Genomic DNA, 23,305 nt, shown 5'->3' with positions numbered 1-23,305 from the left:
TCAGTACTCGGACGACGGCGCACCCGGCTGGCTGTCGCCAGCCACCAGGGTGTTGCCCATGCCGAGCAGCTCGCGGGCGCGCTGCAAGTTGAGCAGCTGGTCACGGTTGCGGCGGGGGTGGGCGCGGTCGCGCTCGATCTCCCACACGAGCTTGATCAGCTCCTTGTGCGTGGTCGCGGCGCGCACACGGCCCACCGAAAAGGTGGCGAAAAGCAGCGAATCGCGGCGCAGGGTGTCGAGCAGCAGGTCGCGCACGTACTGCAGGCGCTCCTCTTCGGTCATGCGCGGCGCGGGGCGGGCATGGTCGGCGGTCTTGAATGGGGTTTCGCGCACGCCCTGCACCCACTCGGGTGTGCGGGGTGCTTCATTGAGCACGACGGCGGGCGCCTGCACGTAGCGGCTGGCGGCCGCCGCAGGGGCCGGGGGAGCCTCGGCCGGCGCCGCGGCGATGCCACCCACGTCGATCATCGGCAGGCCCTGCGACGAGCCCAGCACGACCTCGCGGTTCTCCTGCGTCGGCGGGTCTTCGAACACCCGTCTGGGCAGCTGGGGCTCGACCAAGGCCTGGGCGGGCGCGGCCGGCGGCGGTGTGGGCGACAGCGGGGCCGGCCGGCTGTCCTCCTCGTCGGGCAGCAGCTCGGCCATCGGGGTCAGCGCCGGCTCGGGGAAGACGTCGAGGTCGACGCTCGTGAGCCGGGGGGTGTCGAGCGCACCGGGTTCGGTTTCCACCGGCTCGGCCGCGGCCATCTCGGTGGGCACCTCCACCAGGCCCATCTCCACGAGTTCCTGGAAGTGGGTGGTTTGCGCGCCAGCCTTCAGCGCCATCGCCAGCACGTCGCCCAGCGAGCGCCGCCCGTCGACCAGCAACAGCACGGTGCGGTAACGCTGCCCCAGGCCACGCGTGCGGTGGCGCAGTTCATCCTGTCCGAGGGCAGTCTTGACGGGGCTGAGGGTGGGCATGGGGGTATCGCTCGACGGCCATTGTCACCCGAGCGCACTCGGGCGGTGCCCGGCCATGCAGACGGGGCCGCCGCACATCGGGCGGGCGCCTAGCGGACGATCCGGCTGGCCTTCAGCCGCTCGACGTCGCTGGGCGCATAGCCGGCCTGCGCCAGCACCGCCTCGGTGTGCTCGCCGAGCGAAGGCGCCCCCCGCCCAGGCTGCACCGGCGTCTTGCTGAACCGGATGGGGTGGCCCGAGGCCTTGTAAGAGCCCAGATCGCGGTTGTGCAGCTCCCAGATCAGGCCCAGCGCCTCGGCCTGCGGGTCGGTGTAGAGGTCGGCGCGGTAGTTGACGGGGCCACAAGGCACGCCGGCCGCCTCGAGCAGCGGCATCCAGTGTGCGTTGCCATGCTCGCGCAGGCGCGCCTCGATGGTCTTCATCATCTGCTTCTGGCGGAAGTAGACCTCGTCGCTCACGTCGCCGGTGTCGACCGCCACGTCGTCGTCGACCACGCCGATGGCCGCGCAGAGCTTGTCGCGCAGCTTGCGGTTGAGCGCGGCGATGCCGAGGTAGCCATCGCCCGTCGGGTAGACGCGGTAGTAAGGGTAGACCTGCCGGTCCGTCGGACGGTGCAGGCAGTCGGGCACCTCGATGGGCCGTGTGGTCTGCGGCAGGTCCTTTCGCAATCGCATCTCGGCGAACTGGTCGATGATCTGCGTGTGCTTCTTGCCCTCGCCGAGGGCGGTCTTGAGGATGTGCTTTTCCTGCGCGTGCTGCTCGGCGTCGAGCCCGTCGATGTGCAGGAGGCTCATTGCCTGCAGCGCCATGCCGGTGCTGAAGAGCGACGTCTCGATCTTCTGCCCCTCGCCCGACACGTTGCGGTGGTACAGCGCGCTCACGATGCCGAGCGCATTGAGCATGCCGGTGCCGATGTCGATGTAGGCGATGCCGCCCGGCCCGCGCGGCGCGCCGTCTTCGTCGGCGTAGTGCGACATCACGCCAGACGCCGCGTGCGCAATGATGTCGAAGCCCTTGCGCTTGCGGTACGGGCCGACTTCACCAAACGCCGTGCTGCTCAGGAACACGATGCGCTTGTTGATCTTCGCGAGCGTCTCGTAATCGATGCCGAGTTTCTCGGCCGCGCCGGGCACGAAGTTCTGCACCACCACGTCGGCGTCCCGCACGAGCTTGTAGACGATCTCGCGCCCTTCGGGCTGCTGCAGGTCGATGGACAGGCTTTCCTTGCCGCGGTTCATCGCGAGCGACATGCGCGTGTTGCCGCCATAGCGCCGCATCGAGCCGCCCATGCGCCGCTCTTCCGCGCCGTCGGGCGGCTCGATCTTGATGACGCGCGCGCCCAGGTCGGCCAGCAGGAAGCCGCAGTAGGGGCCGGCGATGTACTCCGAGAAATCCAGCACGGTGACCCCGTGCAGCAGCGTGTTCATGGGTGTCTCCGTGTGTTCTTTTCGGGCGGGGGCTAGCGCCGGCTCTTGGCCTTGCGGCCGTCGAACTCGGCCAGTTGCTGCTTGAGCAGGAGCATCAGCACGCGCGCGGTGGCTTCGTCGAAGCTCAGCGTGGTGGTGGCTTCCTCTTCGCCACGCATGTTCTTCGGCGTGACGAGCGCATCGACGCGCGCTTCGATGAGCCCGGTCTGGTTGCTGTTGCTCATCGACTTGATCTTCTGAAGCTCGATCTGGAAGGTCTTCAAGGCACCTCCTCCTGGTGGGGAACGTGAAAGCGGGAAGCTGTGAGACTAGCTCATGCGACGCGGCGGCGTGTCGCCCACCACAGAACGGCCCCTGCTGCCACCCAGCCGGCTGCGGGCGCCCAGGCCAGGAGCGCCTGTACCTCGGGTGTCTTGTGCCAGCCACCGGCCAGCACCGCCATGCGTGACAGCGCCGCCAGCGCCAGCACCGACGAGAGCGCCCCACCGAGCTGCCCCTCGCGCCCGGTGTGCCCGAGCGCCAGCGCGGTGGCGAAGGCGCTCATCAGCAGGAAGCCCCAGCCGGCCCCGGCCAGGCCTTGCGCCACGATCAGCGCGTTCAAGCTCGGCGCCTGCCCGGCCGCCCAGGTGGCGAAGCCCGCCAGCAGGGCCGCCGCCGCCATCACCCGCCAGGCGCCCACACGTTTGGCGAGCGCCCCGGCGGGCAGCAGCGCAAGGTTGAAGCCGACCCAGAACACCGGCGCCAGCCAGGCCAGTTGGTCGGGCGCCGCGAAGCGCAGGTAGAGCGGCGCGCTGTTGAGAAAGCTGTGCACCTGGAAGGCGACCGCCGCGAGCACCGCCGCCGCCAGGAAGCCGCGGATGGCCGGCAGTTCCACCGGCGCGGGCGACGCTGCCTTGGCCGCCCCGTGATGCACCAGCTTGCGCTCGGCCGCGACGATGCCCCAGGTCACGAGCGCCAGCGCCACGCTCGCGAGCAGGAAGGGGCCGCGCGGGTCGACCTCGCGCAGCTGCAGCGTGAGGTAGGGCGCGATCGCGTTCGCCACGCCCAGCCCGAACACCGACAGGGCCACGAGCCACGGCAGCTGCGGCCGCGCCGCATGCCGGCCCACGAGCGTGAGCGGCGGCGCGCGCAACGCCGAGGAGGTGATGGACCACAGCACGACCAGCACGAGGAAGAGGGGCGCCGAGCCCGAAGGCGCCACCAGCGGCAGCGCGAGGAAGGCCGCGCACGACAGCAGCGTGACCGCCACCACCAGCCGCCCGAGCCGACCCACCACCTTGGCCGCGCGGTCGCTCGCCACACCGAAGGCGTAGTCGCTCAGCACGAAGATGAGCTGGTCCAGCATCAGGATCCAGATCACCGCCGACTTGGGAATGCCCACCTGCGCCGCCAGCTGCGGCAGGTAGGCCACATAGACCGTCCAGCACAGCGCGAAGAAAAACTGGACGACGGCGAGGTAGACGCCAACGGTCATGACGACTCCCCGCCTGCCGAGTACGGCAGGCGACCCTCCAAGCGGGTCGGGCCTTGCTTGGGGCGGCCCGGCGCGGCGGCCCTCATTCGAGTTTGATTCCCGCTTCTTTGATCACGCGCGCATTCGCCTCGTACTCACGCTGAACCTGCGTGCTGAACTGTTCGACGGACGCCGGGCTCACGATGTTGTCGAGCTTTGACAGCCGCTCTTGAACGTCCTTGTCCGCCAGCACCTTGTTGACTTCGGTGTTCAAGCGCTTCTGCACGTCCGACGGCGTGCGCGCCGGTGCGAAGACACCGAAGACGGAACTCAGATTGGCATCGGGATGGCCCAGCTCGGTGAAGGTCGGCGCGTCCGGAAACGCCGGCAGCCGGTGCGCTGCCGCCACTGCCAGCACGCGCAGCTTGCCTTGCGCGATGAGCCCGTTGACGGCCGGGCTCGGGTTGGTGGTGAAGAGCTCGAATTGCCCGCCCGCCGCATCGTTGATGACCTGGCCGCTGCCCTTGTAGGGGATGTGGTTGAACTTCACGCCGGCCTTCTTGCCGATGTGCTCGAGCATCAGGTGGCCTACGCTGCCCATGCCCGAGGTCGCGACGTTGAGGGCGCCCGGTTTCGCCTTGGCCTGCGCGAGGGCGTCGGCGAAGGTCTTGCCGGTGAACGCCGGAGTCGCCACGAAGTAGATCGGCGAGTACATCACCGCCGCCACTGGCATCACATCCTTCAGCGGGTCGTAGGGCACCTTCTGCAGGTGCGGGTTGAGCGTGAGCGGGCTGATCGCGGCGAAGGCGAAGGTGTGGCCGTCGGTCGACCTGGCCATCGCGTCGATGCCGGTGGTGCCGCTCGCGCCGGCACGGTTTTCCACCACCACCGTCTGCCCGAGCACCGGCCCGAGGCGCTCGGCCAGCAGGCGCGCGGCCGCATCGCTGGTGCCGCCAGGCGCGTAGGGCACGACGATGCGCACCGGCTTCGTGGGCCAGCCCTGCGCCCAGGTGGCGGGCGATGCGGCGGCAAGTGCACAGGCAGACAAGAGCCCGAGCGCGGCGCGGCGGGCAAGGGGGTGGCGAAGGTTCATGGCGCTGTCTGCGGCAAGGTCGGCGGAGCCCGCAGCATAGCCGTGCACCCGCAGCGAACGCGAATTGCGCCACACCTCGGCGCGCCGCCTCGGCCATTCGACCGATGCCGGGGGCCAGAGCGCGCTGACACGATGGCCCGATGAACGCACACCCTCGCTATCTCACGCTCGCCGCCCTCTCCGTGACCTTTCTGGTGGGCGGCTGCGGCAGCCGCGGCACCGGCAGCCAGGCCGCGCCGCCGCCCGCGGCCGTGGCCACGCCGTCCAAGAGCGACGTGCTGCCGCCCATGCCCCGCCTCGACGACCCCGTCTACGCCGCCATGCTGGGCCGCATCAACGGCGAGTACCAGCGCTGGCTCGCCAACCCCGGGGCCTACCTGCCCAGCACCGCGGGCGCCCTGCCCTGGCCCTGCGTGCCGCCCCAGCCTGCGCGCGACAAGCTCGCCGGCATCCCCGACGCGCGCGACCCCAAGGTCCTGGCCGCCTACGCCAAGCAGGAGCGCGCCGCCGGCATGAAGCGCGGCACGCTGAAGCCGCCAGGCGTGGAAGACGCGCGGGTGCACCTGCTCAAGGGCGAGTGCGTGAAAGGCGCGCTCCAGGGCGAGGTGGAGCTGCTCGCCGAGTACACCTCGGTGTCGACCGTGCTCGACAACGAGACCCGCATTCCGCAGCGCGTGCTCAAGCGCTTCGTGGCGCAGGGCGGCAAGCCGGTGGGGCTCGTCTACACCGCCACCTTCCACGGCGAGCACCGCTCGTCGAAGCCGAGCAGCATCACCATCAAGTCGCTCTTCGGCAGCTTCGTGCTGGGCGACACCAACATGCCGCCGCGCAACGTGGGCATCAGCTACATGCGCACCGAGGCGCCCAAGCCGATGTTCGGCACCTACGTCTCGATCACGCAGAGCGTGACGCAAAGCGTGCCGCTCAAGGGCGAGCGCTGGAAGCTCGTCACCTACAACGGCCCCACCAAAATCAACGAGATGAATTTCAAGGGTGAGGTCATGCACGGCCGCTCGATCGGCTACGCCTACGAGATCAAGTCACCGTATTCGTCGGATCCGCTGCGCATTCCCGCCAGCGAGACCTGCTACGACGAAGGCGAGCAGATCAAGAGCGCCGCATGCGACGTGGACTGACCCGCGCCGCGCTCGTGCTGCTGAGCGCGAGCCTCGCCCTGCCGCCGCTGCACGCCGCGCCGGCCCGGCAACGCGGCGGCAGCTGCGTGAGCGGCAACTGCGCCAATGGCGAGGGCAGCGTGCGCTTCAGCTTCGCCACCTACACGGGCCCTTGGGTGAAGTCCGACTTCACGGCGGGCACCTACAGCGTCGTCTACACCGCCTTCCCCGACCAGACCTTCGAACTCACGGTCGATGCCGCTGGCTACCCCGTCAAAGGCACGGTGCCGCGCGGCAGCAAGGACGACGTGCTGCGCGACCCGAGCGTCTACACCGGCAGCTTCGCCAAGACCTGGAACCCCTTCGACCGCAGCCACGTGGCGCGCTACGCCCAGGGCCGCTACACCGACGCACGCGGCGTAGCCTATGAAGGCGAGTTCGACTTCGTGCCGGGCATCGTCGGCGCCGGCACGGTGACGGGCGGCTACTACATCTTCCAGGGCACGCGCATCGACGAAGACGCCGACGAGGTGACGAGCGGCCTCTACATCAGCGACTGGACCAGCCACGACGTGCGGGCCGGCGAGTACCCGTCGTACCTGCCGGTCGTCTTCCACCGCGCCCGGCCCGACTACATCGCCAAGTTGCAGGACGACCTGCGCCGCGACCTGGAGCGGGTCAACGCCGAGGAGGCCGCCAAGCTGGCCCGCGAGCGCGAATCGCGCGAAAGCTGGAACACGCTCTTCGCCACCGCGCTCGGCGTGGCCGCGGTGGTGGGCGTGGCCAAGGTTGCCTCGCGCAGCAGCGGCGGCAGCACCGGCACCGTGAACGCCCTCGGCGACACGCTCGCCAGCAAGCAGAGCGCTCCGGCCGCCAACCAGAAGATGGTGGGCGAGCTGCGCGAGCGCGCCAAGACCGACCCGGTGCTGGCCAAGCGCATCGGCAAGTCGAGCGACGCCGAACTCACCGCCATGCTGCAGCAGGCCGGTCGCACGGCCCCGCCCAAGATGACGGTGGCCGAGTACCGCGCCGCCTCCCAGCAGCAAGAGACGGAGAAGGTGGCCAAGGCGGCCCAGGCCGAGAAAGACCGGCAGGCCCGGGACAAGGAAGCCCGCGAGAAGGCAGCCAAGGAGAACGAGAAGGCCGAACTGGCCGCCGCCGAACGCGCCCGCAAGAAAGCGGAGGCCGAGGCCGCCCGGAAGGCCGAGCAGGAAGCCGAGGAACAGGCCAAACGCGAGTACCTGGTCGCCCTCGCCCGCGGCACCCAGCTCAAGGCCCGCACCTGCCCGGGGGGCGAAGGCCAGTACTACGTGGTCGGCCTGCTGCCGAAGATCAAGCCGGAGAAGGTCGACTGCGTTGACCTGCACTACCGCGCCCGCTGCGAGGGCCACGCGAACTACATCGATGGCGTGGGCAAGACCTTCCTCGGCATCGCGACCGACTGCTTCATGGGCGACACCTACAAGATCGAGCCCAAGCCCGCCTGCCCGCTCGCGCAACTGCAGGTCACCGTGAAGGAGATACGCGCCTGCGGCCGGTGAGATCAGCGCGCCGGGCTTAGCATCGGCGCATGAACCTCATCTACGTCGTCGACCCCATGTGTTCCTGGTGCTATGGCTTCTCCAAGCCCCTGGACGAGCTGCTCGCCACCCCCGGCGAATTCGCCCCCTTGCAACTGGCCCTGGTGATGGGCGGCCTGCGCCCCTTCACGACCGAACCCACCCCACCCGAACGCGCCAACGAGCTCGCCGGCCACTGGAAGCACGTGGCCGAAGCGAGCGGCCAGCCGTTTGCGCAAGCCCCGCACACCGCCCTGCACCGGCCGGGCTTCGTGTACGACACCGAGCCGGCCGCGCGCGCCGTGGTCACGGTGCGCAAGTACTGGCCGAAGCTCGTGTGGCGCTACCTGAAGGCCGTGCAGCATGCCTTCTATGCCGAAGGCAAGAACGTGGTGCAGCCCGAAGTGCTGGCCGATGTGGCCGAGTCGCTCGGCATCGCCCGCGCCGATTTCGCACGCGCCTTTGCGTCGGAAGAAATGCGCGAGGCCACGAAAGAGGACTTCGCGATCACCCAGCAGTGGGGCATCCGCGGCTTCCCGGCGCTGATCGCCGAACATGGCGACCACCTGCACCTGGTGGCGCAGGGCTACCTGCCGATCGACGCGTTGCGCCAGCAGCTCGCCGCGGCCACCCAGGCCCACGGCTGAGGGCGGCGCCCCTCAGCGCAGCACCAGCGTCACCACCCTCGGCGCCACCAGCCGGCCCACCCATTCCTCGGTCGGCAGGAAGCCGCCGATGGCGAAGGTGATGCGCCGGCCCTTGAGCGCGGTGAGCGGCACGCTCTTCACGTCGGCGTCGCTCTTCTCCTCGATCCGCGCCACCGCGCGGAACTCGCGCACATGCTCATGCCGGGCTTCGCGGATTTCGTGGAAGTCGCGGCGGTGCTCGTTGACGCTCAGGTGCATGTTGCCGCCCCAGGTGTCGTCGGGCTTGGCATCGGCAGGTCGGGTGTCGTAGACGAAGAGTTCGTAGGACTCCTCGTGGGGCGGCGCGTGCATCGCGCCGCTGCGGGTGGAGATGAAGATGCCGTTGCCGCGGTCGGGCCGGCGCACCTCGTCGGCGAGGCTCGGCGAATACGAGGCGGCGATCGACAGGCCGTATTCGTGGGCGGGCGGTGGCAGCGTCATCACGAGCTTGAAGGGCGCAGCCTTCAGCGCCACCTCGGCGCCGTCGACGATGGGGATGCGCCGGCCGTCCTGCTCGAAATGGGCGTCCCAGCGGTAGCGCGGGGCCTTGAGCGCCGCCTCCATCATCAGCCGTTCGCTCCACGCGAGGAGGTCCTTGTCACCCTTCTCCACCGCCATGCCGACGATGGTGAGGTGCCGGTTCAGGCGGTCTTTCCCACGGTCGTCGTGCGGCAGCGGGCTCGCGCCGCGGTCGAGCAGCAGTTGCATCAGGGCGCGGTCCTGCGCCATCACGGCGGCCACCAGCGGCGTGACCTCCACGCCCGGCGCGCCGTCGGGCGAGGCGCCGGCATCGAGCAGCGTCTTCACCGCATCGGCCCGCCGTGTGCGGATCGCGTCGTTGAGCGGCACGTCGCGCGACGCCTCGAAGCGAGGGTCGTTCTGGCCGGGCTTGGCACCGGCCGCAAGCAGCAGTTGCACCGCCTGGGCGCTCACGCCCGCGTCTTCGATCGCAAAGGCCACGTGCAGCGGGCAACCCCAGAAGCCGCAACGGTTGGGGTCGGCCCCGCGCACGAGCAGCGCCTCGGCGGTCGACACCCGGCCACCCAGCACGTTCTGGGTCAGCGGCGTCATCTCGCTGCCAAACGACACGTTCGGGTCCAGCTCGGCCGGCACCGCCTTCACCGCCTCGGGCGTGCGCGCGAACCAGAAGGCGGCACGGGCCTTGTGCTCGGGGTTCGTGCCCAGCTCGGCCAGCGCCGGCAGATGGCCCTGAGCCAGCCAGCGCTTCGCCCGTTCGTCGAACTCGGCCGCGTTGCGCGGCGCCTGCACCGGGCCGCGTTTGACGAGCTCCAGCACCGCCCAGTGCGTGGCCCCTGATTTACGCACCCAGCGCACCGGCGGGCTGCGCCGCTGCGGCGTGTAGAGCTGCGCGAGCGCCACCCGCAGGCCGGGGTCGACGTCGACCAGGCTGTCGGCGCGCAGGTCGTAGGCCTTGTAGCGCGTGCCCTCGCCCCATTTGGAGAGCCGGGCCTGCCGCGCCTGCACCTCGGTCTCGAACACCACCAGCCGGTACTCGAACGCATTGGCGCCCGCCGTGTGCTGCCAGGCGGCGCCGAGCAGGGCGCGCTCGCCGTCGCTCCAGGCCGGCTGCTGGGCAATCGCCCCGCCGGCGATGCAAAGGCCGAGCAAGGCCGCCGCGGCGCGCAGCCGCCATCTCCAATTCGTCATCGTGATCCCTCCCTTTTTGTGGACTATCCCAACGCGGCTTCACGGGCCGGCGCCGCAACGGGCGCCCTCGCCTGCAGCCAGGCGTTGATGCGGCGCGGGTCGTTGACCACGCGCAGCTCCATGTACGCGGCCTCCGCCTCGGGGAAACGCCGCCGCAGGTAGTTGAGCCACTGCTTCAGGCGACCGGCCTGGTGGCGCGGCACCACATGGGCACAGACGAGGTCCCAGAACGCCTTCAGCAGCGGCTGCAGGTCGGCCCAGCCGACGGGCCTGCGCCCCGGTGATGCGATGGCCCAGGCGAGCCCCGGGTCGCTCACCATGCCGCGCCCGAGCATCAGGTGCTCGCAGCCCGACACCTCGCGGCAGCGCTGCGCATCGGCCGCCGTCCAGATCTCGCCGTTGGCCACCACGGGGATGTGCAGCGCCTCGCGGATCTCGGGGATGCGGTCCCAGTGGGCGGGAGGGCGGTAGCCGTCGGCACGGGTGCGGGCGTGCACCACCAGCTCTTCGGCACCGCCGTCCTGCAGCGCGAGCGCGCATTCCAGGGCCCGCGAGGCGTCGTGGAAGCCGAGCCGCATCTTGGCCGACACCGGCACCTGCGCCGGCACCGCGCGGCGCACCGCGGCCATGATGCCGGTGAGCTGCGACGGGTCTTGCAGCAGCGCGGCACCGCCGCCGTGGCGGTTAACCACCTTGGCGGGGCAGCCGAAGTTGATGTCGATGCCGGCCGGGCCGAGCGAGGCCAGGCGCGCTGCGTTCTCCGCCAGGCACACCGGGTCGGAGCCCATGAGCTGCGCGCGCACGGGCACGCCGGCATGCGTGCGCCCGCCATGGCGCAGCTCGGGCACCACGCGGTAGAAGGCCTTCTCGGGCAGCAGCGTGCCCGTCACGCGGATGAACTCCGACACGCAGCGGTCGATGCCGCCCACCCGCGTGAGGATGTCGCGCAGGGTGTGGTCGAGCAGCCCCTCCATCGGGGCCAGCAGCAGCATCGTCATGTCAGCAGGATCGTCATGAGGCCGGAGTTTACGAAGCTGGCACAGTCACCTGATGGACACCGCCTGCACCGTCTTCGACACCGCCATCGGCCGCTGCGGCATCGCCTGGGGGCCGCTGGGCATCCTTGCCTTCCAGCTGCCCGAGCCCGACGACGAGGCCACCTTGCGCCGCATGGCCCGCCGCGGTGGGCCGCTGCCGCAAGCCACGCCGCCGGCCGGGGTGCAAGACGTGATCGAGCGGGTGCAGGCGCTGCTCGAGGGCCAGAGCGTCGACCTGCGCGACGTGCTGCTCGACCAGACGGGCATCCCCGACTTCAACCGCCGCGTCTACGCCATCACCCGCGAGATCCTGGCGGGCCAGACGCGCACCTACGGCGACATCGCCACCGAGCTGGGCGACGTGTCGCTCTCGCGCGCCGTGGGCCAGGCCCTGGGCGCGAACCCGCATGCGGTGATCATGCCGTGCCACCGGGTGCTCGCGGCCCGGGGCGCGTCGGGCGGTTTCTCCGCAGGAGGAGGCGTCTCGACCAAGCTGCGGATTTTGTTGATCGAGCGTGCGGAAATCGGCTCCCAGCCGGGTCTGTTTTGAGCAGAAGCTAACGTCAAATATTGTCGGCACTAATCCCGGGAGGGGCGTGGCCGCAAGGGGGTAGATCCTTGCCGGCGATGCGCGCGGAGTTGCACACTCCTGAGGCAGCGCTGCCCGGCGCGCATACCCATCAAGAGCAATGAAACCGGCGCCCCTCTGGAGCCGACTGTCCCTGGGCGCACTGTCACCCGGAACGTCGGCCCCTGGCTCCCCGGCACCCCTGTGGCTGGTGCGCGGCTTCATTGGCGCCAATGTCCTCGCCGTGGTGCTGATCTCCACGCTCACGGCCACGTCACTCGTCAACAACCGCCAGGCGCAGCTCGACCGCACCAGCGCCACGGCGTCCAACATCACGCAGACGCTGCGCCGGTCGTTCGAAAGCGAGATCGACCAGATCGATCTGCTGCTGCGTGCAGCCATCCTCAGTCTCGACAGCGAGCCCACCGGCAGCGGCACCCCGGCCGAGCTGCGAAAGCTGATGCAAGGCAGCCGCAGCCTGCTGCCGCACATCGAGGCCTTGCGGGTGACCGATGAACACGGCAACGTGCGCTTCGGCGACGGCGACGCGCCGTCCCAGCGCGTGTACGTGGGCGACCGGGAATACTTCCGCAAGGCCCAGGCGGACCACTGGAACCTGATCGTCTCGGAGCCGTTGACGAGCCGCCTGAGCGGCAACTGGGTGGTGGTGTTCGCCCGGCGCATCGACCAGTCCGACGGCCGCTTTGCGGGCATCGTCTACGCCACCGTGGCCACCGAGCGCTTCCAGGACTTGCTCACGAGCGTGCAGCTCGGCCGGCAGAGCGAGCTGAGCCTGCGCACGGCCGGCCTGCAGCTCGTGGCGCGCAACCCCGCGGTGCCACTCGACGAGGCCGCGAGCCGGGTGGCCTCGGCGCAACTGCGCGACATGGTGGCGAGACAGCCGCAGGGGGGCAACTACATGGCGCCGAGCGGCGTCGACGGCATCGAGCGCCGCAACACCTACGCGGCAGTCGGCCCCTACCCCTTCGTGCTGGTGGCGGGCCTGTCGGTCGACGAGATGACGCGCGAGTGGCGCAAGCTGCTGTGGACGACGCTCGGCCTCGCGGGCGTCACGCTGCTGGCGGTGTCGATCTCGTCGTGGCTGCTGGTGCACGCCTGGCGCGGCGAGGTGCGCCTCGGCGAGCAGCGCCTGCGCGAGGCCGACCGCTACAAGGCCTTCATGCGCACCGCGAGCGACGGCATCCACGTGGTCGACCGCAAGGGCCGCCTGCTCGAATTCAGCGACGCCTTCGCCGCCATGCTGGGCTACGAGCGCGAGCAGATGGTGGGCATGGACGTGACCGGCTGGGAAACGGCCGCGCCCGAAGTGGCCGTGCAGTGGTGCAGCACGACGCAGGGCGACCAGCGCTTCAAGACCCGCCACCGGCGCGCCGACGGGTCCGAGATCGACGTCGAGGTGAGCACCACCACCACGCTCGTCAATGGCGAAGAGCTGATCTTCTGCGCCTCGCGCGACATCACCGAGCGCCGCCGCCTCGAAGCCGAGACCCGCAAGGCGCTCGAGCAGGCACGCCAGAGCGAGCAGCGCGTGCGCGAGATCGCCGACAACGTGCCGGCCGGCATCACCTACGTCGACGAAGACGAGCGCATGCAGTTCGTCAACGCTGAACTCGCGCGCTGGTTCGGCCAGCCGGCCGAGCAAATCGTCGGCCGGCGCATCCGCGAGGTGCTGAGCCCCGAGCGCTATGCACGCCGCCAGGTGTCGTATGCCGCGGTGCGTCGCGGCGAGACGGTGCGCATCATCGAGCACATCCCGTCGCTGCGAGGCAACGTGCGCCACGTCGAGACGGTGCTCGTGCCCAAGCGGCGCGAAGACGGCAGCGTGGCCGGCTTCTATTCGCTCTCGCAGGACTTCACCGCCCGCGTGAAGATGGAGGGCACCGTGGAGCGCCAGGCGCGCAACCTCGCGGCCATGACCTCCATCAGCGACGACATCATGGTGGTGCTCGACGAGGCCGGCCGCATCCTGCTGGCCAACCGCGCCTTCGAAGAGGCCTGGCAGTTGCCGCCGGGCGGTGCCACCGGCCGCACGGTGTCGGCCCTCTACGGCGACAGCTTCTTCCACGACGTGATCCGCCCCAAGCTGCACCACGCGCTCGACGGCCAGCCGGTCAAGGTGCGCACCGCCCACGCACTGCCGGGGCGGGCCACGCGCGTCTTCGATGCCAGCTACCACCCGGTCTACAACGAGCAGGGCCTGATCGACGCGGTGGTGTTCACCGCGCACGACGTGGACGAACTCGTGCACTCGCGCGACGAGCTGGCCCACACGGTGGAGCAGCTGCAGCGCAGCAACGAATCGCTCGAGCAGTTCGTGCGGGTGACCTCGCACGACATGCGCGAGCCGCTCAACAGCATCGCGCAGTTCGTGCGCCTGATCGAGGAGACGAGCCCGCTGGCACCCCCGGCCGACCAGTATTTCGGCTTCGTGCGCCGCGGCGCCGACCGCCTGCGCACCATGCTCGACGACCTGCTGCGCTTCGTGCGCCTGGAAGCCGAGGCGATCGAACCCGACGACACGCACCAGCTCGACGAGGTGCTGGAAGAGGTGCGGAGCCTGCTGCACGCGCAGATCACCACCAGCGGCGGCGAAGTGGTCTGCGAGCCCATGCCGCTCGTGAAAGGGCGGCGCAGTCTGCTCGTGCTGCTGTTCCAGAACCTGGTGTCCAACGCGCTCAAGTTCACCCCGCCCGGCGTGCCGCCGAAAGTGCACGTGAGCGCCCGGCGCGAGGTCGAGCGGGTGCTCGTGACCGTGGCCGACCGGGGCATCGGCATCGCCGCCGACGACATCCCAACGCTCTTCGAGCCTTTCCGCCGCCTGCACCGCCGGCAGGTGTATGAAGGCACGGGGCTTGGCCTCGCCACCTGCAAGCGGATCGCGATGGTGCTCGATGGCAGCATCGAGATCGTGTCCTCGCCCGGCGAAGGCACGCAGGTCACGGTCATCCTGCCGGCCCGCTGAAAGGAGCGCGCGAATGCTCGAACTCGTGATGGTGGTCGACGACAACGATGCCGACCTCGTCTACACCGAGGTGGTGCTGCGCGCCCGCGGCATCGCGCGCCAGGTGAGCTGCTACGACACCGCGGCGGCCGCCCTCGCGCGCCTGGCCGACACCCGGCAGCCGCCGGTGTCGCTGGTGCTGCTCGACCTCAACATGCCCGAGATGGACGGCTTCGCCTTCCTGCGCGCCTACGAGGGCCAGCAGGCGCATCCCGAGCGCATGGTGCCGGTGGTGATGCTGACGAGTTCGCCCGAGTCGTCCGACCGGCTGCGCTGCACGGCCCACGTTTGCGTTCAGGGCTATGTGGTCAAACCGCTGAGCGACGACGACGCGCGGCGCCTGCTGACGCTCGCCGGCTGAGACCGGCGGGGCGCGCTACGCCGGCACCGCGGCTTCGTCGTCGGCCTTGTCGTCCACGTCCTCGCCGAGGAAACCCCCGCTCTGGTGGGCCCAGAGCCGCGCGTAGAGGCCGCCCTGCGCGAGCAGGCTGCGGTGGTCGCCTTCTTCCACCACGCGGCCCTTGTCGAGCACGATGAGGCGATCCATCGCTGCGATGGTCGACAGGCGGTGCGCGATGGCCACCACCGTCTTGCCTTCCATCAGCTTGTAGAGGCTCGCCTGGATGGCGGTCTCGACCTCGGAGTCGAGCGCGCTCGTGGCCTCGTCGAGCAGCAGGATGGGCGCGTCTTTCAGCATCACCCGCGCGATGGCGATGCGCTGGCGCTGGCCGCCCGAGAGCTTCACGCCGCGCTCGCCCACGTGGGCGTCGTACCCGCGCCGGCCTTTCGCATCGGCCAGGGTTTCGATGAACTCGTGCGCCTCGGCGCGCCGGGCCGCCGCCAGCATCGCGTCGTCACCGGCGTCGGGGCGGCCGTAGAGGATGTTGTCGCGCACCGAGCGGTGCAGGAGCGAGGTGTCCTGCGTGACCATGCCGATCTGCGCGCGCAGGCTGTCCTGCGTGACCTTGGCGATGTCCTGCCCGTCGATGAGGATGCGGCCCTCGCTCACGTCGTAGAAGCGCAGCAGGAGGTTGACGACCGTCGACTTGCCGGCGCCCGAGCGGCCCACGAGCCCGATCTTCTCGCCGGGGCGGATGTGCAGCGAGAGGCCGTCGACCACCTTGCGCGCCTGCGGGCCGCTGCCGTAGGCGAAGCCGACCTTCTCGAAGCGCAGCTCGCCGCGCGCCACCGAAAGCGGCACCGCGCCCGGCGCGTCGACCACCGTACGGTGGCGCGAGAGCGTGGTCATGCCGTCCTGCACCGTGCCCACGTGCTCGAAGAGCGTGGCCATCTCCCACATCACCCAGTGCGAGATGCCGTTGAGCCGCAGCGCCATCGCGGTAGCGGCGGCGACCGCCCCCACACCGACCTCGCCTCGCGTCCACAGCCAGAGCGAGGCACCCGCCGTGCCCAGGATGAGCAGCACCGAGAGCGTGTGGTTCACCGTCTCGAACGAGGCGACGAGGCGCATCTGCACCTTCACCGTCTCCAGGAACTCCTGCATCGCGCTGCGTGCGTAGCCCGCCTCGCGGCCCGCGTGCGAGAAGAGCTTGACGGTGGCGATGTTGGTGTAGGCATCGGTGATGCGCCCGGTCATCAGCGAGCGGGCATCGGCCTGCTCCTGGGCGACGCGGCCGAGCCGCGGCACGTAGTACGCAAGCGCCAGCGCATACAGCGCGAGCCAGCCCACGATCGGCGCGAGCATCCACATCGCGAAGCTGCCCATCACCGCGAGCAGCGTCACGAAGTAGATGACCACGAAGACAAGCAGGTCACAGGCGATGAACCACGCATCGCGCACGGCCAGGGCCGTCTGCATCACCTTGGTGGCCACGCGGCCGGCGAATTCGTCCTGGTAGAAGCCCATGCTCTGGCCGAGCATCAGCCGGTGGAAATTCCAGCGCAGCAGCATCGGGAAGTGGCCGCCGAGCGCGAGGTGCTTGAGCGCCGTCTGGAACCACACCAGCACGATGCTGCCCGCGAGCACGGCCGACAGCATCAGCAGCCGCTCGCCCTCTTGCGCCCACAGCTGTGCAGGCGCGACCTGGGCGAGCCAGTCGACGATGGCGCCCATCATCGCGAAGAGCCAGGCCTCGAAGGCGCCGATGCTGGCCGACAGCAGCATCATCGCGAAGAGATACGGCCGCAGCCCTTTCGTGCAGGCCCAGAGAAACGCCGCAAAGCTGCTCGGCGGGGTGATCGGCTCGGCCTGCGGAAACGGCGGCACGAGGCGCTCGAAAAAGCGGAACAAGAAAGCCCCTTGCATTCGGTGGAAGGGCGCAAGGTTAGCGGAAGTGTCTTTCCGATAATGGCCCGCAACCATGTCCCCTGCCCGCAAGACTCTTCTCAAGCGCATCGCCCTCGTCGCGGGCGGTGCCATCGCGGCCTGCGCGCTCGTCGGGGCGGCCACGCTCACGGTGCTGTACCAGCAGTTGCCCGAGCTCACCATGCTCACCGACTACCAGCCGCGCCAGCCGCTGCGGGTGTTCACGCACGACGGGGTGGAGATCGGCGAGTTCGGCACCGAGCGGCGCTACTACCTGCCCATCGCCCACACCCCGAGGCTCGTCCAGGACGCCGTGCTCGCCATCGAAGACGCGGGTTTTCGCGAGCACGGTGGCGTGAGCGTGAAGGGCACGCTGCGCGCGGCGGTGAAGAACCTCTGGCGCGCCTCGCGCAGCCAGGGCGGCTCGACCATCACGCAGCAGGTGGCGCGCACCTTCTACCTGTCGAAGAAGAAGTCGTATGCGCGCAAGCTGCGCGAGGCGCTGCTGGCGGTGAAGATCGAGCAGCACCTGTCGAAAGATCAGATCCTCGAGCTGTATCTCAACCAGATCTACATGGGCCAGCGGGCCTACGGTTTCGAGGCCGCGTCGCAGTCGTACTTCGGCAAGCCGCTCACGCAGCTCACGGTGGCCGAGAGTGCCATGCTGGCCGGCGTGCCGCAGAACCCGCGCTATGCCAACCCGGCAACCAACTTCGAGCGCGCGAGAAAGCGCCAGGTGCAGGTGCTCGCGCGCATGCTGGAGACCGGTGCCATCACGCAGGCCCAGCACGACAAGGCCCTCGCCGAGAAGGTGCAGGTGCACAAGGGCGGCGAAGACTACGCCGTGCGCGCCGAATACGTGGCGGAGATGGTGCGCCAGACGGTGTATGCACAGTACGGCGAAGCCAGCTACACGATGGGCCTGAAGGTCACCACCACGCTGCGCGCCGCCGACCAGCAGGCCGCCTGGCAGGCCTTGCGCCGCGGCGTGCTCGACTACGACCGCCGCCAGCCCTACCGAGGCCCGGAAGACGAGGAGGACCTGCCCGACGGCGTGGCCGCCGACGACCCGGCGGTGGCCGAAGCGCTGTCGGACCACCGCGACGACGACGACCTGCGCGTGGCGCTGGTCAGCGAAGCCAGCCCGAGGTTGGTGGTGGCCACGCTCGCCAGTGGCGAGGTGGTGCGCCTTCAGGGTGAAGGCCTGCGCATGGCGCAGCCGGCGCTCTCGCCACGCGCGAACGACGACCTGCGCATCCGCCGCGGCTCGGTGATCCGCGTGATGCAGGTGGGCAAGCGCTGGTCGATCGCGCAGTGGCCGGAGGTGCAAGGCGCGCTGGTGGCGATGGCGCCGCAGACGGGCCATGTGCGGGCCCTGGTCGGCGGCTTCGACTTCGGCCGCGCACAGTTCAACCACGCCACTCAGGCGTGGCGTCAACCGGGCTCGAGCTTCAAGCCCTTCCTGTATTCCGCCGCGCTGGAGCACGGCGTGATGCCCAGCACGCAGGTCAACGACGCCCCGCTGCCTGCCGATCCCAACAGCACCGCCCCCGCCTGGGACCCGAAGAATTCGGACGACCAGTACGACGGCCCGATCACGCTGCGCGAAGCGCTCGCCCGTTCGAAGAACCTCGTCACCATCCGCCTGGTGCAGTTGCTCGGGCCCGACGTGGCACGCACCTGGGCCAGCCGCTTCGGCTTCGAGGCCAGCAAGCATCCGTCCGACCTCACGCTCGCGCTCGGCTCGGGCGCGACCACGCCGCTGCAACTCGCGGGTGCCTACTCGGTGCTCGCCAATGGCGGCTTTCCGGTGCAGCCAGTGGTGATCGAAAAGATCGCCGACGCGCAGGGCAAGACACTCTTCGAAGCTCCGCCCGCCCCGCTCGACGAAGACAAGCGCGCCATCCCCGCGCGCAACGCCTGGCTCACCGGCAGCTTGCTGCAGGAGGTCACGCGCAGCGGCACGGCCGCGCGCGCGCAGGCGCAGCTGCAGCGCACCGACCTCTACGGCAAGACCGGCACCACCAATGAAGCGGTCGACGCCTGGTTCGCCGGCTACCAGCCCACGGTGGTCACGGTGGTGTGGATGGGCCACGACACGCCGCGCAGCCTGGGCTCACGCGAGTCGGGTGGTGGCCTGGCCTTGCCGGTGTGGATCAACTTCATGCGCCAGGCGCTGCAGGGCGTGCCGGTGCAGGAGCCCGCCGCCCCAGAGGGCCTGGTGCAGCACGACGGCGAGTGGGTGTACAGCGAATGGGCCGACGGCGGCCAGCGCCAGAGCATCGGCTTCGATGAAACCTCGGTGCTGCCTGCCCTGCCGACCGGCGGCACGCCGAGTCGCGCGCGCAACGGTGACCTCATCGACCTCGAGCCGCCCGAGGCCAAGCTGAACCGGCCCTGAGGCCGGGCTCGGTTCAGGCGTGCGCCTTCTTGCCGCGCAACTTCTGGAGCAGGTTCACGACCACGAGCGTCACGGCGCCGGCGATGATGCCCACCACCGCATCGAGCAGCGCCGACACCAGCACGCCGCCAATGCCGCCCGCACCCTTGGCGATGTCGTCGATCGCATGGTGCAGCACCGGCACGCCGTGCGTGAGGATGCCGCCGCCGACGAGAAACATCGCCGCGGTGCCGGCAATGCTCAGGAGCTTCATCAGGTAGGGCGCTGCCCGCAGGATGCCGGCGCCGATGCTTTGCGCCGCGCTGCTCGCCTTGCGGGTGAGGTACAGCCCCAGGTCGTCGAGCTTCACGATGCCGGCCACCAGGCCATAGACGCCGATGGTCATGATGATCGCGATGCCGGCCAGCACGCTGAACTGCACCAGGAGGCTGGTGCCTTGCGCCGCACCGAGCGTGATCGCGATGATCTCGGCCGAGAGGATGAAGTCGGTGCGGATGGCGCCCTTGATCTTGTCCTTCTCGATCGCCACGAGGTCGACGGCGGGGTCCGACAGCGCCTTCACCAGGTCGGCGCGATGGGCTTCGTCTTCGCCCTTGCTGTGCAGGAATTTGTGGGCCAGCTTTTCCACGCCTTCGAAGCAGAGGAAGAGGCCGCCGATCATCAGCAGCGGCGTCACCGCCCATGGCGCAAACGCGCTGATGGCCAGCGCCAGCGGCACCAGGATGGCCTTGTTGAGCATCGAGCCCTTGGCCACCGCCCACACCACCGGAATCTCGCGCTCGGCGCTCACACCGGTGACCTGCTGCGCGTTCAGCGCAAGGTCGTCGCCGAGCACGCCGGTGGTCTTCTTCGCGGCGACCTTGGTGAGAACGGCCACATCGTCGAGAACGGTCGCGATGTCGTCGAGCAGGGCAAGCAGGCTGGAGGCCATGGTGGTGTGCGGCAGCAGATGAGGGTTGAGCCGCAACGGGCCGTTGCGGCGCCGCGCATGGTACGCGAGGCCCGCCGGGGGCCCCTCACTTCAGCGGGTAGATCAGGCGTCGGTCAGGCCTTGAGGTCGATCAGCGACCCGAGCATCTCGTGCTCGACCTGCACCGTGCGCAGGTTGGCCTTGAAGCTGTACAGCGCGACCTTCTGCTGCACCAGATCGGCAGCGAGGTTGCTGCCGGGCTCGCTGGCCCGGGTGATCTGCGTGGAGACACCGCCATTGGCCTGCGACTGCTGCAGCACCTGCTGGCGGCGGAACGCCGGCGTGACCGCGTTGGCAACGTTGTGCGCCGCAACACCCAGCTGGGTGGTCGCGGCGTTCATGCCGGAGATCGCGATGGAGGAGATGGCGCTCATGGTGCTTCGACCCTGTTATCGGCCATCCCAACGGCGACTTGAGGACTTTTTCAGCCCAGGGCGAGGAACTCGACCCAGTTGCCGTCCGGGTCCTCGACGATGGCGATCTTCACGCCCGGGCGCAGCTCGCGCTCCTTCACCGCCACCTTGGCACCGGCGTCGACGCAGGCCTGCACGATCTCGGTGATGTTGGTGACGGTCATCGTCCAGTAGCGGTAGCCCGCCGCACCCTGGATGCCGCCCGGGGCGGCGGTGAGCGGTACCTGGGGCAGCACCACCAGCTTGATCATGCTGTCGCCGCATAGCATCTGGTGCATCACGCCACCGGCGCTGGGCATCTCGCGCAGGTACTTGAAGCCGAGCACGTCGCGGTAGAAGGCGAGCATCGCCGGGCCGTTGGTGGTGACGATGCCCAGGTCGATCGATTGCTTGGCGAGTTGAACGCCCATTTGTCTCTTCCTTGTGTGTTGTGTGGGGGAGTCATAAGGTATCACCGTGTTGCTGTCGCGCAGGTGACGCCTCGAACGAGGGGGACGGCGGCCTATAACCCTGCCACCGGCACGTTGTTTGCCCAAGGGGAGCCAGATGCCCGAGAAGCAAGAACCCTCCATGGATTTCGGACCTACGACGCAACAGTTCGACCCCGTGACGATGCATGACGCACTGCCCGCGGGCACACGCCTCGGGGGCTACCAGATCCTCGAGGTGCTGGGCCGGGGTGGCTTCGGCATCGTTTACCTGGCGCTCGACTCGTCGCTGCAGCGGCAGGTCGCGATCAAGGAATATTTCCCGGCCGAGCTCGCGATGCGCTGCGACGACGGGCAAGTCTGGATCCGGCCCGGCGCCGACCCGGCCTCCTATGGCGCGGGCATGAAGGCCTTCCTCAATGAAGCCAAGATGCTGGCGCGCTTCGACCACCCGTCGCTCGCGCGCGTGCTCACCTTCTGGGAGGAAAACCGCAGCGCCTACATGGTGATGCCCTACTACGAAGGGCGCACGCTCGCGAAGGTGCTCGCCGAGATGAAGGGCCCGCCCGACGAGGCCTGGCTGCGCTCGATGCTGGCACCGCTCTTGAGCGCGCTCAGCACGCTGCACAACGCCAACTGCCTGCACCTCGACATCTCGCCCGACAACATCCTCATGCTTGGCGACGGCCGCCCGGTGTTGCTCGACTTCGGGGTGGCGAGCCGCCTGGCCACCGACAAGACCATGCCGCTCACCGCCCTGCTCAACCCGGCCTACGCGCCGATCGAGCAGTACAGCGAATCGATCAACCTGCAGCAGGGCCCGTGGAGCGACATCTATGCGCTGGCCGGCGTGCTGCACTTCGCCATTGCCGGGGTGCCCCCCGCACGGGCCACGGTGCGCGCGCTGGAAGACCCGCAGCGCCCGCTGGCCGAGACGGTGGCCGCGCGTGCGCAGCAGTTCCCGGGGCTCGGCTACAGCGCGACCTTCCTCGCCGCCATCGACAAGGCGCTGGCCGTGCGCCCGCGCGACCGGCCTCGCGGTGCGGCCGAGTTCTCGCTGCTGCTCGACCGCGCGGCTCCGCAGGAGCCTGCGCCTCCAGAGCCCGCACCGCCGCGCCACGCGCCGGCCTCGGGCGTGTCGCCCGGGATGCCCTCCGGGATGGTCGCCGAGCCGCTCTTCGCCGCCGAGCCGATGGATGCGCCCCCGCGCCCCACGCGGAGCCGCACGCCGGTGTGGGTCGCCTCGATCGCCGTGATCGGCCTCGCCGCTGCAGGCTGGACGTGGCTGCAGCGCCAGCCCTCGTTTGCCAACATCACCGTGAGCGACCTGCCCCCCGCCGTCATCGCGAACGTGCCCCGCCCCGTGGCGGAAGGCGCGAGTGCCGTGGTGCCGCTGCCCACCGAACCCACCGCCGCCGGGCCCGACGTGGCGGCATCCGGCGTGGCGCCGGTGGCCGGTGGCGCGGCGTCTGCTACCGTCGTGGCCCAGGCGGCGTCTGCGGCGGCCGCCCCCGCGCCTCAACCGGCACCCGAGCCCGCGGCCAAACCCGCGCCGGCCAAGCCTGCGCCCACGAGAGCCGCGCCCACCCAGCCCGCGCGTGTCGCCAAGGCCGCAGCGCCTCGCGTGCCGCCCACCCTTCCCCCGGCGGAGAACGCACAGGCCGCCGAGACGACCGACGACCCACCCGAGGAAGCGACCCAGGAGGCCCCCGCCAAGCCCGAGCCGCCGGCGCCCGCACGCAAGCCGCCACCGAAAGCCACCGCGGCCTTGCCGCCCGAGCCGGCCACGCCGCGCGCCGCCTGCGGCAGCCGCGCCAACTTCGCGCTCGTCTATTGCATGCAGCAGCAGTGCAAACGCTGGAAGTTCAACAACCATCCACAGTGCATCGAGATGGAGCGCCGCGGCGAACTCTGAGCCCAGGCGCGGGGCTTTACCTCGCAGCAACGTAAAGGCGTCAACAGCGCCGGTCGGGCTGCCGTTGAACAGCTCGTGGGGGCCTCGTCTGGCGCCCAGGAGTGAAGACATGCAGAAGTCGACCAAGCGCCGCGTGCTGGGCGTGCTGACCGTGGTGCTCGCGTCGCAGGTGCTGAGCGCGTGCGTCGTGGTGCCGGTGCCGCACCGTCACCGTGCCATCGTTGTGCAGCCGGGGTATTCGGGCCCGCCGCCGTATTACCACCGCGACCGCGATCGCGACTGGCGCCGCTGAGGCCCGGCCCTGCAGGCCCAGGGCGGGCGGGG

The 23,305-nt window shown here is 69.9% G+C and carries 20 protein-coding genes; 9 read left to right on the top strand and 11 right to left on the bottom strand.

Going from position 1 to position 23,305, the window contains the following annotated elements:
• From RXV79_RS08255 to RXV79_RS08235, 5 genes are all read right to left on the bottom strand, one after another.
• Positions 1-960: a hypothetical protein gene (locus tag RXV79_RS08255; protein WP_316702941.1), complete on the bottom strand. Its 960-nt coding sequence runs from the start codon at positions 958-960 to the stop codon at positions 1-3.
• 89 nt (positions 961-1,049) lie between these two features.
• The gene (locus tag RXV79_RS08250) at positions 1,050-2,387 is read right to left on the bottom strand and encodes a CaiB/BaiF CoA transferase family protein (protein ID WP_316702940.1); all 1,338 of its coding nucleotides are present in this window, start codon (positions 2,385-2,387) and stop codon (positions 1,050-1,052) included.
• 32 nt (positions 2,388-2,419) lie between these two features.
• Positions 2,420-2,650, bottom strand: a complete 231-nt coding sequence (locus RXV79_RS08245) for a hypothetical protein (RefSeq protein WP_316702939.1) — start codon at positions 2,648-2,650, stop codon at positions 2,420-2,422.
• 50 nt (positions 2,651-2,700) lie between these two features.
• Positions 2,701-3,861 carry an MFS transporter gene (locus RXV79_RS08240; RefSeq protein ID WP_316702938.1) on the bottom strand — a complete coding sequence of 387 codons (1,161 nt, stop codon included), beginning with the start codon at positions 3,859-3,861 and terminating at the stop codon, positions 2,701-2,703.
• Between the two features lie 82 nt (positions 3,862-3,943).
• Positions 3,944-4,933, bottom strand: coding sequence for a Bug family tripartite tricarboxylate transporter substrate binding protein (locus RXV79_RS08235; protein WP_316702937.1), 990 nt, complete (start codon positions 4,931-4,933; stop codon positions 3,944-3,946).
• A gap of 140 nt (positions 4,934-5,073) precedes the next feature.
• Between RXV79_RS08235 and RXV79_RS08230 the strand changes: the two genes are divergently transcribed.
• From RXV79_RS08230 to RXV79_RS08220, 3 genes are read left to right on the top strand one after another with little or no spacing between them, the layout of a single operon-like run.
• The gene (locus RXV79_RS08230; RefSeq protein WP_316702936.1) at positions 5,074-6,069 is read left to right on the top strand and encodes a hypothetical protein; all 996 of its coding nucleotides are present in this window, start codon (positions 5,074-5,076) and stop codon (positions 6,067-6,069) included.
• Complete coding sequence (locus RXV79_RS08225; protein ID WP_316702935.1) at positions 6,054-7,589, top strand: hypothetical protein; 1,536 nt, start codon at positions 6,054-6,056, stop codon at positions 7,587-7,589. The genes RXV79_RS08230 and RXV79_RS08225 overlap by 16 nt, the downstream gene beginning before the upstream one ends.
• A 29-nt stretch (positions 7,590-7,618) precedes the next feature.
• Positions 7,619-8,254: a DsbA family protein gene (locus RXV79_RS08220; protein WP_316702934.1), complete on the top strand. Its 636-nt coding sequence runs from the start codon at positions 7,619-7,621 to the stop codon at positions 8,252-8,254.
• A 12-nt stretch (positions 8,255-8,266) separates the two neighbouring features.
• Here RXV79_RS08220 and RXV79_RS08215 read toward each other — a convergent pair whose 3' ends face one another.
• Both RXV79_RS08215 and RXV79_RS08210 read right to left on the bottom strand, forming a co-directional pair.
• Positions 8,267-9,961 carry an ankyrin repeat domain-containing protein gene (locus RXV79_RS08215; RefSeq protein WP_316702933.1) on the bottom strand — a complete coding sequence of 565 codons (1,695 nt, stop codon included), beginning with the start codon at positions 9,959-9,961 and terminating at the stop codon, positions 8,267-8,269.
• A 23-nt stretch (positions 9,962-9,984) separates the two neighbouring features.
• On the bottom strand, positions 9,985-10,953 hold the full coding sequence (locus RXV79_RS08210) for a tRNA dihydrouridine synthase (RefSeq protein WP_413816691.1): 969 nt from the start codon (positions 10,951-10,953) through the stop codon (positions 9,985-9,987).
• A 58-nt stretch (positions 10,954-11,011) separates the two neighbouring features.
• On the opposite strand from RXV79_RS08210, the gene RXV79_RS08205 reads away from it, so the two are divergent.
• The 3 genes from RXV79_RS08205 (at position 11,012) to RXV79_RS08195 (ending at position 14,949) form a co-directional block, all read left to right on the top strand.
• A complete protein-coding gene (locus tag RXV79_RS08205; RefSeq protein ID WP_316702931.1) occupies positions 11,012-11,548 on the top strand; it encodes a methylated-DNA--[protein]-cysteine S-methyltransferase in 537 nt (178 codons plus the stop codon).
• Between the two features lie 229 nt (positions 11,549-11,777).
• Positions 11,778-14,549, top strand: coding sequence for a PAS domain S-box protein (locus RXV79_RS08200; protein ID WP_316702930.1), 2,772 nt, complete (start codon positions 11,778-11,780; stop codon positions 14,547-14,549).
• A 13-nt stretch (positions 14,550-14,562) separates the two neighbouring features.
• Positions 14,563-14,949 carry a response regulator gene (locus tag RXV79_RS08195; protein ID WP_316702929.1) on the top strand — a complete coding sequence of 129 codons (387 nt, stop codon included), beginning with the start codon at positions 14,563-14,565 and terminating at the stop codon, positions 14,947-14,949.
• A 15-nt stretch (positions 14,950-14,964) separates the two neighbouring features.
• On the opposite strand, the gene RXV79_RS08190 is transcribed toward RXV79_RS08195, so the two are convergent.
• Positions 14,965-16,839 carry an ABC transporter ATP-binding protein gene (locus RXV79_RS08190; RefSeq protein ID WP_316702928.1) on the bottom strand — a complete coding sequence of 625 codons (1,875 nt, stop codon included), beginning with the start codon at positions 16,837-16,839 and terminating at the stop codon, positions 14,965-14,967.
• A 70-nt stretch (positions 16,840-16,909) separates the two neighbouring features.
• Here RXV79_RS08190 and RXV79_RS08185 point away from each other — a divergent pair, with 70 nt between their 5' ends.
• Complete coding sequence (locus RXV79_RS08185; protein WP_316702927.1) at positions 16,910-19,255, top strand: penicillin-binding protein 1A; 2,346 nt, start codon at positions 16,910-16,912, stop codon at positions 19,253-19,255.
• 13 nt (positions 19,256-19,268) lie between these two features.
• Here RXV79_RS08185 and RXV79_RS08180 read toward each other — a convergent pair whose 3' ends face one another.
• From RXV79_RS08180 to RXV79_RS08170, 3 genes are all read right to left on the bottom strand, one after another.
• Positions 19,269-20,186, bottom strand: a complete 918-nt coding sequence (locus tag RXV79_RS08180; protein ID WP_316702926.1) for a DUF808 domain-containing protein — start codon at positions 20,184-20,186, stop codon at positions 19,269-19,271.
• A 113-nt stretch (positions 20,187-20,299) separates the two neighbouring features.
• Positions 20,300-20,599 carry a flagellar basal body rod protein FlgC gene (locus tag RXV79_RS08175; protein ID WP_316702925.1) on the bottom strand — a complete coding sequence of 100 codons (300 nt, stop codon included), beginning with the start codon at positions 20,597-20,599 and terminating at the stop codon, positions 20,300-20,302.
• A gap of 50 nt (positions 20,600-20,649) precedes the next feature.
• Entirely contained in the window at positions 20,650-21,048 is a 399-nt protein-coding gene (locus RXV79_RS08170; protein ID WP_296721325.1) for a VOC family protein, read from the bottom strand.
• Positions 21,049-21,208: 160 nt separating this feature from the next.
• On the opposite strand from RXV79_RS08170, the gene RXV79_RS08165 reads away from it, so the two are divergent.
• Positions 21,209-22,981: a serine/threonine protein kinase gene (locus RXV79_RS08165; RefSeq protein WP_316702924.1), complete on the top strand. Its 1,773-nt coding sequence runs from the start codon at positions 21,209-21,211 to the stop codon at positions 22,979-22,981.
• Between the two features lie 109 nt (positions 22,982-23,090).
• Complete coding sequence (locus tag RXV79_RS08160; RefSeq protein ID WP_316702923.1) at positions 23,091-23,273, top strand: hypothetical protein; 183 nt, start codon at positions 23,091-23,093, stop codon at positions 23,271-23,273.
• Positions 23,274-23,305: the final 32 nt, after the last annotated feature.

The sequence above is a fragment of the Piscinibacter gummiphilus genome (assembly GCF_032681285.1).
Lineage (GTDB): Bacteria > Pseudomonadota > Gammaproteobacteria > Burkholderiales > Burkholderiaceae_C > Rhizobacter > Rhizobacter gummiphilus_A.
This window is presented reverse-complemented; position numbering and strand designations above follow the sequence as displayed.

Excerpts from the sequence above, each read along its gene's own strand:
- RXV79_RS08255 (WP_316702941.1), bottom strand. The coding sequence starts at position 960 with ATGCCCACCCTCAGCCCCGTCAAGACTGCCCTCGGACAGGATGAACTG.
- RXV79_RS08250 (WP_316702940.1), bottom strand. The coding sequence starts at position 2,387 with ATGAACACGCTGCTGCACGGGGTCACCGTGCTGGATTTCTCGGAGTAC.
- RXV79_RS08240 (WP_316702938.1), bottom strand. The coding sequence starts at position 3,861 with ATGACCGTTGGCGTCTACCTCGCCGTCGTCCAGTTTTTCTTCGCGCTG.
- RXV79_RS08235 (WP_316702937.1), bottom strand. The coding sequence starts at position 4,933 with ATGAACCTTCGCCACCCCCTTGCCCGCCGCGCCGCGCTCGGGCTCTTG.
- RXV79_RS08230 (WP_316702936.1), top strand. The coding sequence starts at position 5,074 with ATGAACGCACACCCTCGCTATCTCACGCTCGCCGCCCTCTCCGTGACC.
- RXV79_RS08225 (WP_316702935.1), top strand. The coding sequence starts at position 6,054 with ATGCGACGTGGACTGACCCGCGCCGCGCTCGTGCTGCTGAGCGCGAGC.
- RXV79_RS08220 (WP_316702934.1), top strand. The coding sequence starts at position 7,619 with ATGAACCTCATCTACGTCGTCGACCCCATGTGTTCCTGGTGCTATGGC.
- RXV79_RS08215 (WP_316702933.1), bottom strand. The coding sequence starts at position 9,961 with ATGACGAATTGGAGATGGCGGCTGCGCGCCGCGGCGGCCTTGCTCGGC.
- RXV79_RS08210 (WP_413816691.1), bottom strand. The coding sequence starts at position 10,953 with ATGCTGCTGCTGGCCCCGATGGAGGGGCTGCTCGACCACACCCTGCGC.
- RXV79_RS08205 (WP_316702931.1), top strand. The coding sequence starts at position 11,012 with ATGGACACCGCCTGCACCGTCTTCGACACCGCCATCGGCCGCTGCGGC.
- RXV79_RS08195 (WP_316702929.1), top strand. The coding sequence starts at position 14,563 with ATGCTCGAACTCGTGATGGTGGTCGACGACAACGATGCCGACCTCGTC.
- RXV79_RS08185 (WP_316702927.1), top strand. The coding sequence starts at position 16,910 with ATGTCCCCTGCCCGCAAGACTCTTCTCAAGCGCATCGCCCTCGTCGCG.
- RXV79_RS08180 (WP_316702926.1), bottom strand. The coding sequence starts at position 20,186 with ATGGCCTCCAGCCTGCTTGCCCTGCTCGACGACATCGCGACCGTTCTC.
- RXV79_RS08175 (WP_316702925.1), bottom strand. The coding sequence starts at position 20,599 with ATGAGCGCCATCTCCTCCATCGCGATCTCCGGCATGAACGCCGCGACC.
- RXV79_RS08170 (WP_296721325.1), bottom strand. The coding sequence starts at position 21,048 with ATGGGCGTTCAACTCGCCAAGCAATCGATCGACCTGGGCATCGTCACC.
- RXV79_RS08165 (WP_316702924.1), top strand. The coding sequence starts at position 21,209 with ATGGATTTCGGACCTACGACGCAACAGTTCGACCCCGTGACGATGCAT.
- RXV79_RS08160 (WP_316702923.1), top strand. The coding sequence starts at position 23,091 with ATGCAGAAGTCGACCAAGCGCCGCGTGCTGGGCGTGCTGACCGTGGTG.